The 16,684-nt window shown below is 45.5% G+C and carries 10 protein-coding genes; 7 read left to right on the forward strand and 3 right to left on the reverse strand.

Going from position 1 to position 16,684, the window contains the following annotated elements; all coding sequences use genetic code 11:
• The first annotated feature begins 135 nt into the window (after positions 1-135).
• The 4 genes from EVJ33_RS10170 (at position 136) to EVJ33_RS10185 (ending at position 7,311) form a co-directional block, all read left to right on the forward strand.
• Complete coding sequence (locus tag EVJ33_RS10170; RefSeq protein ID WP_131436786.1) at positions 136-1,158, forward strand: hypothetical protein; 1,023 nt, start codon at positions 136-138, stop codon at positions 1,156-1,158.
• A gap of 229 nt (positions 1,159-1,387) precedes the next feature.
• A complete protein-coding gene (locus tag EVJ33_RS10175) occupies positions 1,388-2,974 on the forward strand; it encodes a type I restriction-modification system subunit M (RefSeq protein ID WP_131436788.1) in 1,587 nt (528 codons plus the stop codon).
• Positions 2,971-4,119: a restriction endonuclease subunit S gene (locus tag EVJ33_RS10180; RefSeq protein WP_131436790.1), complete on the forward strand. Its 1,149-nt coding sequence runs from the start codon at positions 2,971-2,973 to the stop codon at positions 4,117-4,119. The genes EVJ33_RS10175 and EVJ33_RS10180 overlap by 4 nt, the downstream gene beginning before the upstream one ends.
• Before the next feature lie 27 nt (positions 4,120-4,146).
• Positions 4,147-7,311: a type I restriction endonuclease subunit R gene (locus EVJ33_RS10185; RefSeq protein WP_483297310.1), complete on the forward strand. Its 3,165-nt coding sequence runs from the start codon at positions 4,147-4,149 to the stop codon at positions 7,309-7,311.
• A gap of 107 nt (positions 7,312-7,418) precedes the next feature.
• Here the strand turns inward: EVJ33_RS10185 and EVJ33_RS10190 are convergent, their stop codons facing one another.
• Positions 7,419-11,597 carry an AAA domain-containing protein gene (locus EVJ33_RS10190; RefSeq protein ID WP_131436794.1) on the reverse strand — a complete coding sequence of 1,393 codons (4,179 nt, stop codon included), beginning with the start codon at positions 11,595-11,597 and terminating at the stop codon, positions 7,419-7,421.
• A 229-nt stretch (positions 11,598-11,826) separates the two neighbouring features.
• Here EVJ33_RS10190 and EVJ33_RS10195 point away from each other — a divergent pair, with 229 nt between their 5' ends.
• The 3 genes from EVJ33_RS10195 (at position 11,827) to EVJ33_RS10205 (ending at position 15,026) form a co-directional block, all read left to right on the forward strand.
• Positions 11,827-12,204 carry a hypothetical protein gene (locus EVJ33_RS10195; RefSeq protein WP_131436796.1) on the forward strand — a complete coding sequence of 126 codons (378 nt, stop codon included), beginning with the start codon at positions 11,827-11,829 and terminating at the stop codon, positions 12,202-12,204.
• A gap of 168 nt (positions 12,205-12,372) precedes the next feature.
• Positions 12,373-14,481 (forward strand): Piwi domain-containing protein, encoded by a 2,109-nt coding sequence (locus EVJ33_RS10200; RefSeq protein ID WP_131436798.1) that lies wholly within the window; start codon positions 12,373-12,375, stop codon positions 14,479-14,481.
• Between the two features lie 122 nt (positions 14,482-14,603).
• Entirely contained in the window at positions 14,604-15,026 is a 423-nt protein-coding gene (locus tag EVJ33_RS10205; RefSeq protein ID WP_131436800.1) for a hypothetical protein, read from the forward strand.
• 76 nt (positions 15,027-15,102) lie between these two features.
• Here the strand turns inward: EVJ33_RS10205 and EVJ33_RS10210 are convergent, their stop codons facing one another.
• A complete protein-coding gene (locus EVJ33_RS10210; protein WP_131436802.1) occupies positions 15,103-15,810 on the reverse strand; it encodes an ABC transporter permease in 708 nt (235 codons plus the stop codon).
• Positions 15,807-16,655 carry an ABC transporter ATP-binding protein gene (locus EVJ33_RS10215; protein ID WP_131436804.1) on the reverse strand — a complete coding sequence of 283 codons (849 nt, stop codon included), beginning with the start codon at positions 16,653-16,655 and terminating at the stop codon, positions 15,807-15,809. The genes EVJ33_RS10210 and EVJ33_RS10215 overlap by 4 nt, the downstream gene beginning before the upstream one ends.
• Between the last annotated feature and the right edge of the window lie 29 nt (positions 16,656-16,684).

The following is a 16,684-nucleotide window of genomic DNA, read 5'->3' on the forward strand; positions in this document are numbered from 1 at the left end:
TATATTCTTATTTTTGTTAAGTATGTGATATGATTTTCGTAGTTTGTAGAAAGGAGTCAGCACTTTTTGGTTTTACAGATAATGAATAATAGTCTTTTTCAATAATAATTGAATCGAAGGATTGGAGAGATATTCATGAAGAAACCAAAGAAAGAGTTATTTAGTAGATATTATAAAATAAAAGAAAATCCTGAAAAATTTGATTTTTTTGATATCTATCTTAACGCTGATTCGCTATTTTTTGTAGATGCGGCGAAAATAAAGCACGAAGCTAATCGAAAAAGTGAATATCAATATCTATTCATTCGTATGCAAAATACGATTGATAGTTTTTTTAAGAGTATTGAAAATATATATGAAGACTTAAGCAGCCATGAAGAAATATATTTAGCAGAAAACACTGATAAATTTAAGGGGATTTTGGGACAGTCGAAAGAAACACAATCGACACATCTTGGATTCAGCAAAATCGGATCGTCTGGAACAGGCAATTCGTACAAAATTTTAAAGGATGCTTTTGACTACGTATATATGGAAAATCTTTATGAACTGGGTTTAGTGAATAGTATGGAGGACTTGACGCTGTTCACTAAAAACTTTGCCAATGACCGAATGTCAGACCTTATCATTAGTCTTATTATTCCTGAACTTGCAGAGTTCAGTTTGTTGCAAGCTGAAAAGTATAAAATCAGCGATACTTATATTTCTAAAAAACCTATCAAATTAGGACATAAATGGGATAATGAGACGATGGAATGGGTTCTTTATAAAGACAAAGCAATTGAATATATGAATAAACCGGTGTTGTTAGTACCTTTTCGCCTTATCTCAAGAAATTTCTTGTATGACCCTAAAAAATATCTGTCGCATTCACTTTATAGAAGACAGGACGAATATAAAAAAATAAAATCTCGTTATAATGGTGTGAATAAAGATGGTAGTATAAAACCTCCTTCACATAAAACAATCAAAGAAGTCGAAATCAAAGAATCAAACTTATCAACTAAACAATATCTAATTGCACGCACACAAGCTGATAAAGATTTGAAAGCAACTTTTTTAACTAATATAAAACATGCTTTAGAGGCAGGTGCTACTGTTTTGACCATAGAGGAAATTGAAGCCTACCGAAGAGCAGATGAGAAGAAAGATAAATAGGGCATACCTAAGCCATCTATCGTCTTACCCCGATAGATGGCTTTTTTTAGATGAGAAAAGTGCAAACAAACTTAGCAGTGTTTCAGAAGTAAACCAATCTGAAAATGATTAAGGTATGTAAAATAATGGATGTGGTGTTGCTTTAAGAAACTTCGCAAAAACGGTATACTTCTTAGTGTAGAATAATTTTTCATCACGAAACTTAGAATATCAGACAGGGGAAATAATCATGTCAGTATTGAATCAAAAACTGTTCAGCGCAGCGGATAACCTTCGCAGCAAGATGGACGCCTCAGAATACAAGAACTACTTACTAGGACTCATCTTTTATAAATATCTCTCAGACAAGCTGCTCGAGAAAGTAGTTGTAAGTGCAGACGCTTCACTAGAGGACTATGACACGCAGAAGAAACAGACAGAACTCTACATCGAATTATTGGCGGATGACGACATCAAGGACGACTTGATTGAGACACTCGTCGATGTGCTCGGTTACGACATTGAACCAAAATACCTGTTCAACGTTCTCGCGGAACAAGCACAACAAAACATCTTCCAATTGAATGATTTAAATAAGGCGTTCGTTGATTTAGCCTCAAAGTATGTGCAGTTCAATGGATTGTTTGACGATGTTGATTTGACGTCGAAGAAGCTCGGGTCGGATGATCAGCAGCGGAACATCACCATCACGGAAGTATTGAAGAAATTGGCTCACGTCGATTTAGTCGGTTATGGCGGCGATGTCATCGGGGACGCGTATGAATACCTAATCAGTCAATTCGCATCAGAGGCTGGGAAGAAGGCAGGCGAGTTCTATACGCCACACCAAGTTTCGGACATGATGGCACGCATCGTCACCATCGGACAAGAAGACAAGAAACTTTTCAGCGTCTTTGACCCGACGATGGGATCTGGGTCGCTCATGTTGAACGTCCGGAACTATCTCAATTTTCCGGACAGCGTGAAGTACCACGGACAAGAGCTGAACACGACGACGTTTAACTTGGCGAAAATGAACTTGATTCTCCACGGTGTCGACAGTGAAGACATGCGCCTCAGAAATGGAGATACATTGAACAAGGATTGGCCGACGGATGAGCCGTACACATTCGACTCGGTCCTCATGAACCCGCCGTACTCTGCAAAATGGTCAGGGGATGACACGTTCCTCGACGATTCACGTTTTAACCGATATGGAAAATTGGCGCCGAAGACAAAAGCAGACTTTGCATTCCTTCTTCATGGTTTCTATCACTTGAAAGATTCCGGGACGATGGCGATTGTCTTGCCTCACGGGATTCTTTTCCGTGGAGCAGCAGAGGGCATCATTCGTAAGAAGCTGTTGGAAGATGGAAGTATCGACGCGGTCATCGGGTTACCAGGAAACATGTTCTTTGGTACTTCAATTCCGACAACGGTCGTTATTTTGAAGAAGAATCGTGAGACACGTGATGTGCTCTTCATCGATGCGAGTAAAGATTTCGTCAAAGGCAAGAATCAGAACAAACTTTCAAGTGAACACATTGACCGAATCGTTGAAACGTACAAAATGCGAGAGATTGCAGAGAAATATGCTTATGTTGCGAGTTTCGATGAAATCAAGGAGAATGATTTTAATCTCAATATTCCGAGATATGTCGATACATCTGAAGAAGAAGAACAAATTGACCTGTCATCAATCGGGCAAGAACTGAAAGTAGTTCGTGAAAAGAAAGCTGAGCTGGAATCAAATCTATATGAGATGATTTCATCACTTCAATTTGATGAGAAAGACGAAGAATGGATTCAAGGAGCATTAGAGGTGTTTAAGAAATGAGTAATGTTTTTTCACCTAAGCTACGATTTAAAGAATTCAAAAAAGCTTGGAAAATTTATTCTTTAAAAGAAGTTGCTGATTTCTTTAATGAAAAGAGGATACCAATTGAATCTGAAAAACGTGTTTCAGGAGAGTATCCTTACTACGGTGCTACAGGTATTATCGATTATGTAGACAATTATATTCTTGAAGGAGAGTATGTCTTACTAGCTGAGGATGGCGCAAATATAATAACACGTAATAGTCCCATTGCTTATCTAACCGGAGGAAAGTTCTGGGTAAATAACCATGCGCATATTATGCAATCAAAAAATGGTTCCAACACCTTTCTTGCTCAAGTACTCGAGAACCAAAACTATGTAAAATATAATTCTGGAACTGCACAGCCAAAGCTTAACAGTCAAGTTGTAAAGGGAATGCACGTTATATTACCAGAAGTAAAGGAACAAACTAAAATCGGCTCATTTTTTAAAGACTTAGACGATACGATTGCTCTCCATCAGCAAGAATTGGAAGCCCTCAAAAAAACCAAACAAGGTTTCTTGCAAAAGATGTTTCCTAAAGATGGAGACACTATTCCAAAAGTTCGCCTTAAAGGTTTTACTGACGAATGGACGCTATATGAATTGAAAGATGTTGCGACATTTATTAACGGAAGAGCTTATAAACAAAACGAATTGTTGGATTCAGGGAAGTATAAAGTATTGAGAGTAGGAAACTTTTATACAAATACTTCATGGTACTATTCAGATTTAGAATTGGGCGAAAAGTATTATGCGAACTATGATGATTTATTGTATACGTGGTCAGCATCTTTTGGACCTCATATTTGGAAAGGGGATAAAGTAATATATCATTATCATATTTGGAGAGTGGATTTAAAAAATGGATTTGACAAACACTTTATAGTTCAATTATTTGAATATGACAAAGCTAAAATAATGAGTGATAAAAACGGCTCTACAATGGTTCATATCACAAAAAAAGGTATGGAAGAGAAAATTGTCCGCATCCCATCGTATGATGAACAAATCAAAATCGGTGAGTTGTTTAGGAAGCTGGATGAGGTCATCGAGCTGAAGGAGAAAGAAATCGACGCTTTGAAAGAGACGAAAAAAGGCTTCCTTCAAAAGATGTTCGTATAATCTAATGAGACGAAAAGGGGAATCGTGGTGAAGACGACACATAGTGATGAGCTCGCGGTCGAACATCGACTGATCGAGGTGCTCGGGGAAGGGTATAACCAATGGAACTATCGACCGGATTTGAAATCGGAGACGGATCTGTGGAACAATCTCCGTCACAAGATCACGCGCAACAACTTATCTGAGATTGGTGAACATCCAATCACGGACAAAGAGTTCGACACCATCAAGACGGAGCTCCTCTCGAAGACGCAGACACCGTTCGACGCGGCACGCTGGTTAAAAGGGGAGAATGGAATCGCTCGCATCACTATCGAGCGTGAGAATGCCTCGCTCGGTTCTATGTCACTTATCCTCTACTCGAACCAGGATATCGGTGGCGGCATCTCGACGTATGAGGTCGTGCATCAGATTGCCAAACAGAGAGTGGATGAGGACGGACGCGACCGTCGTTTCGACGTGACGCTACTCATCAACGGTCTTCCGATTGTCCAAATTGAGTTGAAGAAAGTGACAGCGAAGGACGGGGTGTATCAGGCGCACAACCAAATCAAGAAGTACGCTGAGGAAGGGTTGTTCCGCAACAACATCTTCTCGACGCTCCAGCTGTTCGTCATCTCGAACGAAAAGACCACGCGTTATTTCGCGAACGCGCTTCCGAAGGACATGCATCGGAAGTTCATCTTCAGCTGGCGCACGACCGACAACCGAAAAGTCGACAATCTGTATGAGTTCGTGAAACAGATGTTGAACATCCCGGACGCACATCGCTTGATCGCGAACTATACGATTGTCAGCGAGGACCAGGACAACAAGGCCCTCATGGTCCTTCATCCATATCAGATCCACGCCATCGAGGCGCTCTTCACGTCTGCGATGAAACATGAGTCCGGCTTCGTCTGGCACGCGACCGGGTCCGGGAAGACGCTTACGAGTTTCGTCTCGACGAAACTCCTCGCTCGGAAGCCTGGTGTCGACCGGACTATTATGTTGATTGACCGGAAGGACCTCGACAGTCAGACGACAAGCGAGTTCACGAAATTCGCTTCGGAGTTCAACACGGGCATCTCGTCAGGGAACGCAGCAGCCAACAGTTTGATTGTCGGAACGTCGAGTTCGAAGAAACTGAGTGAGACTCTCCTGTCGGATACGAACTCGAATACGGTCATCATCACGACACGACAGAAACTCGAGGCAGCGCTCCGAATTGCGCAGAAGCAGGAAGAAGAGAAGGGTACACATCGCTTCAAAAAGCTGATTGGTCAACATATCGTCTTCGTCGTCGATGAGTGTCACCGAGCGCTTAGCGCAGAAGGGATGGAGGCGATCAAAGGCTTCTTTCCGAACGCGACATGGTTCGGTTTCACCGGTACGCCGATCTTCAATGAGAACAAGAAACAGGCACAAGGTCAGCTCGCCCGTACGACGCGTGACCAGTATGGGGAGCTTCTCCATTCGTATACCATCAAGAACGCGCTTGAAGACGGGGCCGTGCTCGGCTTCCAGGTCGAACATGAGGACACGATTGAACCGACTTCTCTAAAGAACCGAATCTTCAGCATTCTGCGTCAGGACGAGAAGCACGGACATCTTTCCAATAACGAGTTGAACGACCTCATCGACCAGATGGACGCGCTCGAGAAGGAGAAACATATCCCGAATGATTTGTATGAGCGAGACGAACATATTCAGAAAGTCATCCATAAGATGTTCCGTCCGGACAACGCCTACACGAAGTTCGACTTCAAGAACGGTCGTCCACAAAAGTCGGCGATTCTGACCACGAGCTCAATTGCGATGGCGAAACGCTATTATCAGGCCATCCAGGCGATGAAGGAAGACCCGGACTGGATGACGAACGAGTTTGCCGGCCAACCAATCCGGAAAGGCCGCACCATCGACGATCCAGACTTCCCACGAATCGCCATCACGTACTCGATGCAGGAGAATGAGGACAACTCGAAACAAGTCGAGGACGAAATGAGACAAGTCATTCACGACTATAACGCCTACTACGGGACGGCGTGGTCAATTGAAGACGTCGAACGTTATAACGGCGACATCAACAACCGTCTCGCCCGCAAGAAAGCCGAGTTTAAAGAGTTCGGGAATCAAGTCGATCTCGTCATCGTTGTTGACCGACTGCTTACAGGTTTTGATGCGCCGACCATCCAGACGCTCTTCGTCGACCGGAACTTGAGCTATGCGAACTTGATTCAAGCCTTCTCACGGACGAACCGGACGTATCCGGACAAGACGAAAGGGTTGATTGTGACGTTCCGGAAGCCGGCGCTCATGGAGAAGAATGTCCAGGATGCGACCCGTCTCTATTCGAATGATAATGATGATTCGAGCCTTGTCTATCCGACGTATGAAGAGTCGAAGAAATGGTTCAATAAAGCGCATAAAGCACTTCAAGCTATAACGGCTCGACCGGATGATATTGACGAACATTCACCTATCGATGAACGCATCGATTTCGTGAAGGCATATCAAGAACTGAACAATGCTTTTGGGGCGCTGATCACATATGACGACTACAACGATGATATGGAGAAGTCGAATGCCCTTCCTGACAAAGTGAAAACGTTGGAAGAGTATACGGCTATCTACAATACGGTCAAAGGCTCATTGGTTGCAGAGGACCCTTCCGATTATGGAGATAAAGGAGAGATTCCTGACTACTCCGACCTAGAATTTTATGGCGAGCACTCGGCGATTTTATATGATGTCGATTCACGTTATATCGACAAATTACTCGGAGATTACTCTGCTAACAATGAAGACATCCGCTCAGAGATTGAGAAGGCCCTTCAAAAGTTGAACAAATCTGAAGTCGTCAAAGACGTGTATCGTTCGATTTTAAACGCGATTGATAACGGTGAGATTCAAGAAGAGAACATCTTTGCGGTCAAACGAAGTTACTTCACGCGTTCTTACGAAACAGCAATCTCTGATTTTGCGGAGACGTGGTTTGTCGAAGAACATGAATTGCATGCTTCAGCCGTTCAATATCACATTGGGGCTGACCCAATCCCGAACATAGGCGGTATCATCAGCAATAATGATTTCGCAAGCTATAAAAAAGCGAATCCAGGTGCGATGAAGTTGAAATATGGACCTGAATTGAAGCGCCAGTGGCGAACTTTGTTGGATGAGGTCGTCATTCCGCTCGGGCAAGAATTGAAGTGACGTGATACAAGAACGTGAAAATGGTGTGTCCGCGAAAACGCAGACACACCATTTTTGTGTATATGAAGGTGACCGCTCTTTCGAACGGTCATCTACTAAGCACGAACTTATTTACTATTTAACCGTATCGGCTCAATCCCCATCTCATCAAGCAACGTCCATAACGGCTCCATCGCTTGATCCGCATCGCGGTAGAAATGGCGACCACGGACGCGCCAGAACGTCCAACCGGCCCGTTCCAGCACTTTTTGACGGAACATATCTTGCTCGTACACCTCCGGTCCGTGCCAACGTTCGCCGTCACATTCGACCGCAAGGCGGTTCGATTCGCCTTCGATGACGAGGTCGATGCGATAACCGTTCACTTGAACTTGCGGACGCACGAGGTACCCCCGGTTCGTCAGACGCTTATACACTTCTTCTTCAAAAGGAGAGTCGAACAAGTGGTGGACTGCTTCGAACGATTCTTGATCGCCGAGCGGATTCTGGCAGTAGTTGACGAGTTTATAGCGCATGCAGTTCTGGTTGCCGATGTCTTGCAGCGTCACGGAATGGAACAAAATCATCTGATCCCGAGCCCGACTCGCCGCGACGTTAAAGCGCTGGCTGTCGGTCTCTTTCGTGAGTGCCGCGAAACGACGGTTCGGTGCGACGACGAGTGACAGCAACATGACGTCACGCTCATCACCTTGGAACGTATAGGCGTCACCGAACCGGACGTTGTGTTCAATCAGCTTGTCGATGCCGATCAAGTCGGTCGCCATCCGTTCGATTTGATCCGTTTGGGCTTTACCGAGGAGCGAAATGACCCCGAACGTCCGTTTTGCGTAGCGTGGGTCGTCAATCAACTGCTTCAAGTGAGCGACGAGCGCTTTCGCTTCCGGGACGTTGAACTTGTCTTTCGTCGTTTCAGCAACATTTCCACCTTCCACAAAGACGCTTTGTACAGCCGGCGTCAACCGTTCGGCACGTTGCGGGAGTCGGAGCGGGACGATCCGACCTTCGTACACATGAGCGTTGCTGAAACCGATAATCTCCGGTACGCAACGGAAGTGTTCACGGAGCCCGACCGTCGCACTGAACTTGACGGAGGCGAGGTCGTATAGACTGGATGAGCCATCGAATAACGTCATCGTCGTGTCGTTTCCGAAGTATGTCTTTTTCTTCTCTTGGATCGCATTTTGGTCTTGGAACGTCGTTGGACTGATTTGGCGGTCGTCCCCGACGATGATGGCTTTTCGAGCACGCGACAAGAGCGAGATGGCATCCATCGTGCTTTGCGAGCTCTCATCGAAGATGATGACGTCGAACAGCTCATCGATTTCTTTGAATGATTCGAGCACGCGGTTCACCGGCATGATCCAAACTGGGATCGCGTCTTGGGCCGCAGCCATTTGACGGGCGGCTTCCCGCTTATGACGAGCCGCATGTTTCCCGGTGCCTTTCCCTATTTGGCGAATCAACTTCGCCCAACTGTTCAAACGTTCTTGTTTCGACGGTGTCATCCGCGTCAGCTGCTCTTTCCACGCATATGTCGCACACAAGTCCGCCGTTGCTTTTCCTTCCTCTTTCTCCAATCGTTTCATCTTCTCCCGATAATCGTCGTCGCTCAGTGCTTCGAGTAACGTCAAGACACGTGCTACTTTCCAATCGAGTTCGAACGTCTGAAGTTGAAGCGTCGGAGCAGTCCCGTCGTAAAACGCGTTCAACCAACCTGGCGCGACTTGTTTGAAGCGCTCTGTTAGTTCTTTTAGGCGTGTCGCTTTTGTGTTTTGTTGTTCGAGTAATGCCAACTCTTCAATGGACTGTGTGTAACGTCCGGCATCCCAAGTTTGCACCGCTTGCTTGAGACGTAACGCCGCAGGATGGATGTGCGTGTCATGGATGAGTGAAAGATAAGACGTCTGGATTGTCTGTAGCTCCTTCATCTCATCGAGCGCCAGCGAGGCATCTAGCTCTTGTTTAGCTTGCGCCAACCAAGCTTTCTCATAGCGGAACCGTTCGTTGTACAGACGGAAAGTCGGAGCCAATGACTCGTTGTACGTCACAAAGACAGCTTTCCATTCACGGAGCGCATGAAGCGCCGTCCGATAAGACGAAAATTCAGGCGTCTCTAACTCGAGCTCAAAGTGATCACACGCGTATTTGAAACGACGTGATAATGTCGTCAACGATGACTTCAATTCATCGAATTGTTTCAACAGTTGAAGGTCGGCACTCGATTGCGGAGCCTTCCCGTCAATTTTGGTTTCATCGAGTAAGACGGCATATTTTTTACGTTTTGTCAGTTTGAAGAAAAAGCCGTCAGTCTTTCCTTCATCTAGAACCGGACCAAGTTCATCAACGAGAGTCCAGACATCATTCGGTAAAGTAGACGGCAATTCGATGTCGTGGACGGCGAGTTTACGCTCCAACGACTCTAGTGCTTTGACGTCGCGTTCAAACGTCTGACAGTCTTCTTCACATTGCACTTCATCGCTTCGATGGGTGGACCAGTAGCTGTATCGTTCACGTAGCCACTCGGGTTGATGATCAAATGACTCGAGTAACGTCTGAATATGGTCTCGTGTCTGTTGACGAAGTGACGTCGATTTTTCCTGTAACCATGACGCAGCGGCCTGGGTCTGTTCGAGAGCGGCGAGTTGTTCGTAACGACCGCTTTCGGCTAAGAACGTTTCAAGGGACGGAAGCGTTGTCGTCGCTGGATAGGTCGTCACATTCGGTCCTTGGTTGAGAGTTTCCCGTTCTGCCATGAGTTGATAGAAGTCCGCCAATTCATCAGCCGTCAGCGGACAAGTGTCTGTCAATACGGGAAGCGGAAGCTGCATCGTGACTTTTTGTTCGCTCGTCCACTTGGCCCAGTCGGTCGGGGAACGCGTCTCATCTAAATATGGAATCTCTGTATGCTCGCTAGCGGCTTGCTCAATCATTTTCCGACGCAGACGGGCAATCTCTTCACGTGTCTCATATAGCTTTTGTTGCTCTTGCTTTCCTTTATCATCTAACTCTAAAGCAGTCGTGCGATTCAATTCCGAAGCAATTGCTTGAAGGGAACTTTCCGTCTGCTTTGTCGTCTTTGAATCTGATCCGAGAACTGATACCGCAAGTTGGCGAATTTGGGCCGGGAGTTTATCACGTAAGACGTTCAACGCATGTTCCTTTTCACTGGTGACGAGGACGCGCTTTCCGTGTGCAAGTAAATGCGAAATCAAGTTTGAAATCGTGTGACTCTTCCCGGTGCCAGGGGGGCCTTGTACGACGACACCGGCATGGTTACTCAATTGGCTTAAAATGCGTTTTTGTTCGTCATTATATGGAAGTGGGAAGAGAATCTCTTCACCGACCGGCTTCCACGTGTCACGATCGAGCGCATCAAGCGCATGGATTTCTTCGTCGTTCGACGTCAAAAACTGTTGCAAGGCAGGTGAAGGTGATAGACCGTTTTCGATCAACGTGGCCAAGTTCTCATGTTCTTCGACCCACGCATGGGCAGACTTCTTGCGAACGTATAAGCGCATGCCTGGCATTGCATAGACGGTTGCGATTTCGCCATAGGCGTGGTCGTCATTCAATAACTTCAAGACGCGTTCTGATTGCTCTTGTAATTCTGTTTCGACCCACGGTTTAAAGTCGAAAGCAAGTTCTTCTTTAAAATCGACTTCGTAACGAGACAGCTCAGATGACATCCAAACGTGATCACGATTGAGCATATCGAGTTCTAGCTTTGTTGGTACAGCTGATGCTTCGATGCGGAACAGACTCTTCTCTTGATCGAACTCGAGTACGGCCGCTCGTGTGAACAACGGCCGTTCGACTTTGTCATTCGGCCAGTGCAGCATCCCGAATGAATAGACAAGTTCATATGTATCGCTCTCGGTCGAGAGAAGTTGCATCGTCCGATACATCGTGTCGTATAATTTTCGAGCAGATTCGTGTGCTTTTTTCTCTTGTTCCCATGTTTCAATCGAAGTTAAAAAGTCATTGAACGTCGCGTCGAGCTTTTCAGGGAACAACTCTGTCCGTTTATACGTTTCGCCTTCTTGGAGAACATAGGCATACAGTTCTCGCGGTAGACTTGGTCGTTTCTCTGCGAATGGTGCAAGAAAATGAACTTCGATGGAGAGCTCCTCTTCTTGAGTGACGCGCACGTTTGGATACGTTAACGCCTCGGAAGATAAAAGGAGTTCATAACTTTTTGTATTGATTTCAGTGCGAATATCCATCCGTTTGACAGCTGCTAAAAACTTAAATAAATCAGCTGTCTTTTGTTGGGTTGTTTCGTTCATGGTTAAATCCTTCTTTCTTTCAAAAACGATGATGTGACAGTCGTCTCATTCCAATCATAGGGAATGTTTCCCGTCAATTTAGGAATCAATTAACATTATAACTTTAGTCAGATTATTTTTGAATGAAATAGTTAGAATACCCACACATAAAAAAACAGAGGTGGTGTATATGAATATAAAAGGATTTATTGTATTATTTAACCAACATAAATTTTAAGGAGTGATAGAGATGGAAGAAGTAATATTCTATTTGCAACAAATCGCTAATAAATTGGACAGTATAGAGGGAAAATTAAGTGATATAGAATCTGAAACCTCATTTTTAAATGCAACATTGTCTGGAGTGAATACAGAACTAGGAAATATTACTTACACGCTTGAAGGCATTCAAGGATCAGGATCATTTAATAGTGTTACTGATATCCACGATAAACTTGTGGAATTTCAAGGTAATGGAGTACATAATTTTGGTGACATTATTGAAGCGGTTGAGGAACTGAAAGGTAATGGACTGTTTAACACCATTTCAGACTTGCATGACAAATTAGACAGTATCCAAGGATTGGGCTTTAACAGCATTGCAGATGTAGTAGAGCGACTCGATTGAAATCTAATTCAAAGTTACAAATAATACAACTTCATCCATGTGATGGAGTTTTTTTGTCTCAGAAGTAAACTTCCCATTTGAACCCTATCCGTTATTTTATCTACCTAATATTAGGAATTCCGTTATAGTGGATGCAATGATTGAACAACGGGGAAGGATGAGGGAAAGATGAACCAGTATTATTTAACAGAATGGCGATCATTAACGAAAGCAACGGACGTGACACTCCATCTCTATACGGTACCGCTCCAGGATCCATCATCACGACATACGCAAGGTGGGAAGTTGATTTTTCAATTAAATAAATTGAACAACTTTCAACCGATTGTGTTCTTTGATCAGTACATTGCTTCGTTTGAAGAAATCAAACAGTGGGGAAACGAGACGTTTCTTCAATATGAAGCGCGTCCGATCAATCTTTCACGTAACGTCGAGCGAACGCTACTTGAACGACTGTTGAAAAAGCAGTTGGAGCGATTGGGACATCCGCAGTACATGATGAACCGGGGAAAGTTCCGCTCGAAACAGGCGTACCCACAGTCGACAAGTGGGCTACTCATCTATCCGGCACTCGATCTCAACGTGAACGTGTATGAGACGGATGACATCGTCTTTGGCTTCGATTTGACCCATCAATTTGAATACCGCGAAAACCTACTGCAGCAGCTCAAGCGTGAGCCGAAATCCGTGTCTGCAGGAATGCGTGTCATCGATTCGACTCATCCGAAATCGTATGAGTACGAATTTGTAGAAGTTGCGCCTTATCGAGCGAGTGAAGTGAGTCCGATTCTAAAGTGTTCGATCATTGATTATTTCGCAAAGAAAGATCCAAAACGAGTCATCGCACCAGACGCACTCGTCGTACACGTCAAAGATCGAAACAATCAAATTCTTCCATACTTACCCGAGCAACTGAAACAGAGCTGTTCCTTTGAAACGATTCCAGCTAAACAGCTCGGCGCAGTCAATCGAATCATCAAGTTGTCGCCTGACGCGCGGATGTCGAAATTGATGCCGGAAGCACTCGAATTGATCGGTCGACTGTCGATGCTACAGTTTGAGCGAAAAGATGTGCGGGCCGCTCGTCTCGGCTATACCATCAAAACGTTACAATCTCCGCGCCTTCGCTTCGGTAAAGGGAGGACAGCAAGCTACGCCAAAGGTGGTTTGAATCAAGGCGGCGTGTTTGAAACAGGGGAGGCGACCATCAGTTTCTTTGTCGACCCGAAATTACACGATCGCCAAAAATTGCAACAAGTCCTCGATTTTATCAAGAAACTGCAGAATACGTCTGAACGCTTTGGCGTGACACTCAACGTCTCGACTAAACCAAAAGGACTGAGCCAAACGCTCTCTACCGATTTGTTGCAGGCAGAAGACGTCATGTTCCAACTGAAGAATGTCCCGAAACACTTTGAAGGTGTCGTCGTCGTCATCGCCGAGGAAGCATCGCTCAATCATTCGTATCAAGCCATTAAGCGGGAATTTGGTGGGAAACATGATGTCGTGACTCAATGTGTGGAGCTGCATGACCGCGTGTTGAACTCTGAAGATACACTGTACAACATCCTACTCGGTGTGTACGTGAAGGCAGGCCTACAACCTTGGATTCTCGGTGAACCGCTCCACTCGGATTGTTTTGTCGGGTTAGACGTAAGCCATGAGAATGGAAAACATGCGTCGGGCATCATTCAAATCATTGGGAAAGACGGGGCGATGATTAAGCAGAAATCACTCTCGACAAGTGAAGCAGGGGAGAAAATCAGTGCTGAGACGATGCGGGAAATCGTCTATGACACGCTTCATGCGTTTGAAGAACAGTACGGTCATGCGCCAATGCATATCACGTTCCACCGGGATGGATTCTGCCGTGAAGATTTGGCTCTCATCGACTCGCTTCTTTCTCCACGTGGGATTCGCTTCGACTACGTGGAAATTTTGAAGAACGTCAATCGACGAATGGCGATTCATGAGAAAGAATGGAAGACATCACAGGGACTTAGTTATACAAAGGAGCGAATGGGCTATCTACTCTCGACTAACCCTCACGTGCGTGTCGGGATGGCGAAACCGCTCAAAGTGGTGCAACAGACAAACGTCTTACCGTTTGAGGATGTGTTAAGCGATGTGTATCGTTTATCGTTCATGCATGTCCACTCGCTCTTAAAGACACGACTGCCGATTACGACACACTATGCGGACTTAAGTTCGACGTTCCATAATCGGGGATTAATCAATGCGAATACGCAACATGAAGAGGCGTTGCCGTTTGTGTAACTTATGGAGTGGAAAGATGTCATATCGTTTTTATCAGTAGCATTGTTTGTCGAATATAAAATACAGTTTGGCACCAATGCGTATCATATAATTAGATTAAGACAATACTAGGAGGTAGAGTGATGAGTGAAAAAGGAGAAATCAGTCAATCCGCAAAACTGCTTATGGAAAATGAACATGCGTTAAATGACATCCCTTTTAAACAATATGAAACACTTTTAAAGCATACTCCAGACATCATAAATGCGGTTAGCAATATGGGAGGAGTCGGCTCGAAATCGCAAGACAAAGTGTACAGTACAATCGATAAAGCGATTGATGTCTTTTCCGAACAACTCAAAGACGACAACCTAACGGATGAAACTAGAGACAAACTCAATGATCGGATTGAGCGAATGGTGGATAAGTCATTTCAAAAAGATTCGGAGTTCAAGAGATGGATGGGTGCATCGATTGTGGCCGGAGTCAGTGGTGCCGCATTGGCATTAGCAAAAAATACAGAGGCGAGAAAAGCACTGATTCATTTGCTGACGAAGAAGGGCTGAATGTAGCAAATAGGATAGTTGAACGAAGTTTTTAAAATAGCAGGAGCGACGATTCAATTCGTCGCTCCTTTCTAGTTCAATCCGTCTGTTTCCGGTTATACATCACAATACTCCCGACGAACATGACAAGTGCCCAAGTGGACAGAATCACAAGTTCCACCCATGTAGAGCCGAGTCCAGCACCCGCCTCGATTTGATGAGCGAGGTCGATCAAGACGATGTTCGGTAAGTACTCGAGCAAACCGATGATGGCGAACTGGTCTTCGTACACCAATAACATCGGTGAGAACGAAAAGAAGAAAAACGCCGGCATGACGATGAGCGAGGCTTCCATGACCGTCTTCGTCATCAATCCGAGAATCGTCCCAATCCCGATATAAAAGAACGTCGAGACGATCAATGCGAGTGAGATGACGAGTAGGTTCGCAGGACTGTATCCCATGATAAAGGCACACGCCGCGATAAGGATAAGCGTCGTCACGAACGTGAGCGCGCTTTTCCCGAGCAAGATGTCGAGCGTGCTCGCCGGCGACAACATCAATCCGCGGAGCGTGTTCTTCTCTTTCTCTTCGGCAATCAAGGCGCACTGCACGAACGTCGCGACGAGGCTGAACGTGATATTGATGACGAAGTATGTCACGTCGATGCCTCCTCCGCCGAGCTGTGAATAGAAGACGGCGAAGAACAGCGGCATGATCAACGTCGACGAGACGAATAAGTTCCGCGACAAGTCTTTATAGTCTTTCTGGAAAATGGCGAGTGCCCGTTTCATTGAAAATGTCATGATAATTTCCTCCCCGTCACTTCGATAAAGATATCCCCGAGCGTCGGCTCGTTCGAATGAATGGCCGCGATGTTTTGATCACGCATCTGTTCATGAAGCCAGTCCGCCCCATCTTTTCCTTGCTTCAATTCAACCGTTTCCCCGTCATGCAGTTCGACGCGCATGGAGCCATTCGCATAGTTCCGGCGCAATCGTTTCGGAGCGTCGAGCAGTTGAATTTCCCCTTGATGTAAAAAGGCAACGCGGTCGCACAGTTCCTCTGCCTCGTTCATGTCGTGCGTCGTCAAAAAGATGGTCGTCCCTTTAGCCTTCAACCGTTCGATGCCTTTATAAATATGACGCGAGTTGACTGGATCGAGCGCGGACGTCGGCTCATCTAAAAACAACAGCTCCGGTTCATGTAACAACGCCCGGGCCAGTGTCACCCGTTGCAGCATCCCACGTGATAAAGCGGAAATGCGTTTTTTGCGTTCCCCGGCCAAGTTCACCGTTTGCAGTACTTCATCAATTCGGGTGCGTGGTTCGCCGTAAAGGTCGCAATAGAGTTGTAAGTTCTCTTCAATCGAGAGACGCGTGTACAGTCCGCTGTTATCGGTCAACACGCCGATTCGCTTCCGATACTGTTCTTGTTTCAACTCCGAGACCGGGACGCCGAATACGGTTGCGTCACCTGATGTCTGCGCGAGTTGGGACGTTAAGATTTTGATGGTCGTCGTCTTCCCTGATCCACTCGGTCCAAGAAAGCCGAACACTTCTCCTTTGCCGACAGAAAACGTCACGTCTCGCAACGCCTCTTCATTGCCGAATAGCTTTTTTAATCCGTTCACTTGAATGATTGAGTCCATTCTCATTCCTCCTCGTCGATGTCGTCTTG

It is taken from the genome of Exiguobacterium sp. SL-10, from assembly GCF_004337025.1.
Taxonomy (GTDB): Bacteria; Bacillota; Bacilli; order Exiguobacteriales; family Exiguobacteriaceae; genus Exiguobacterium.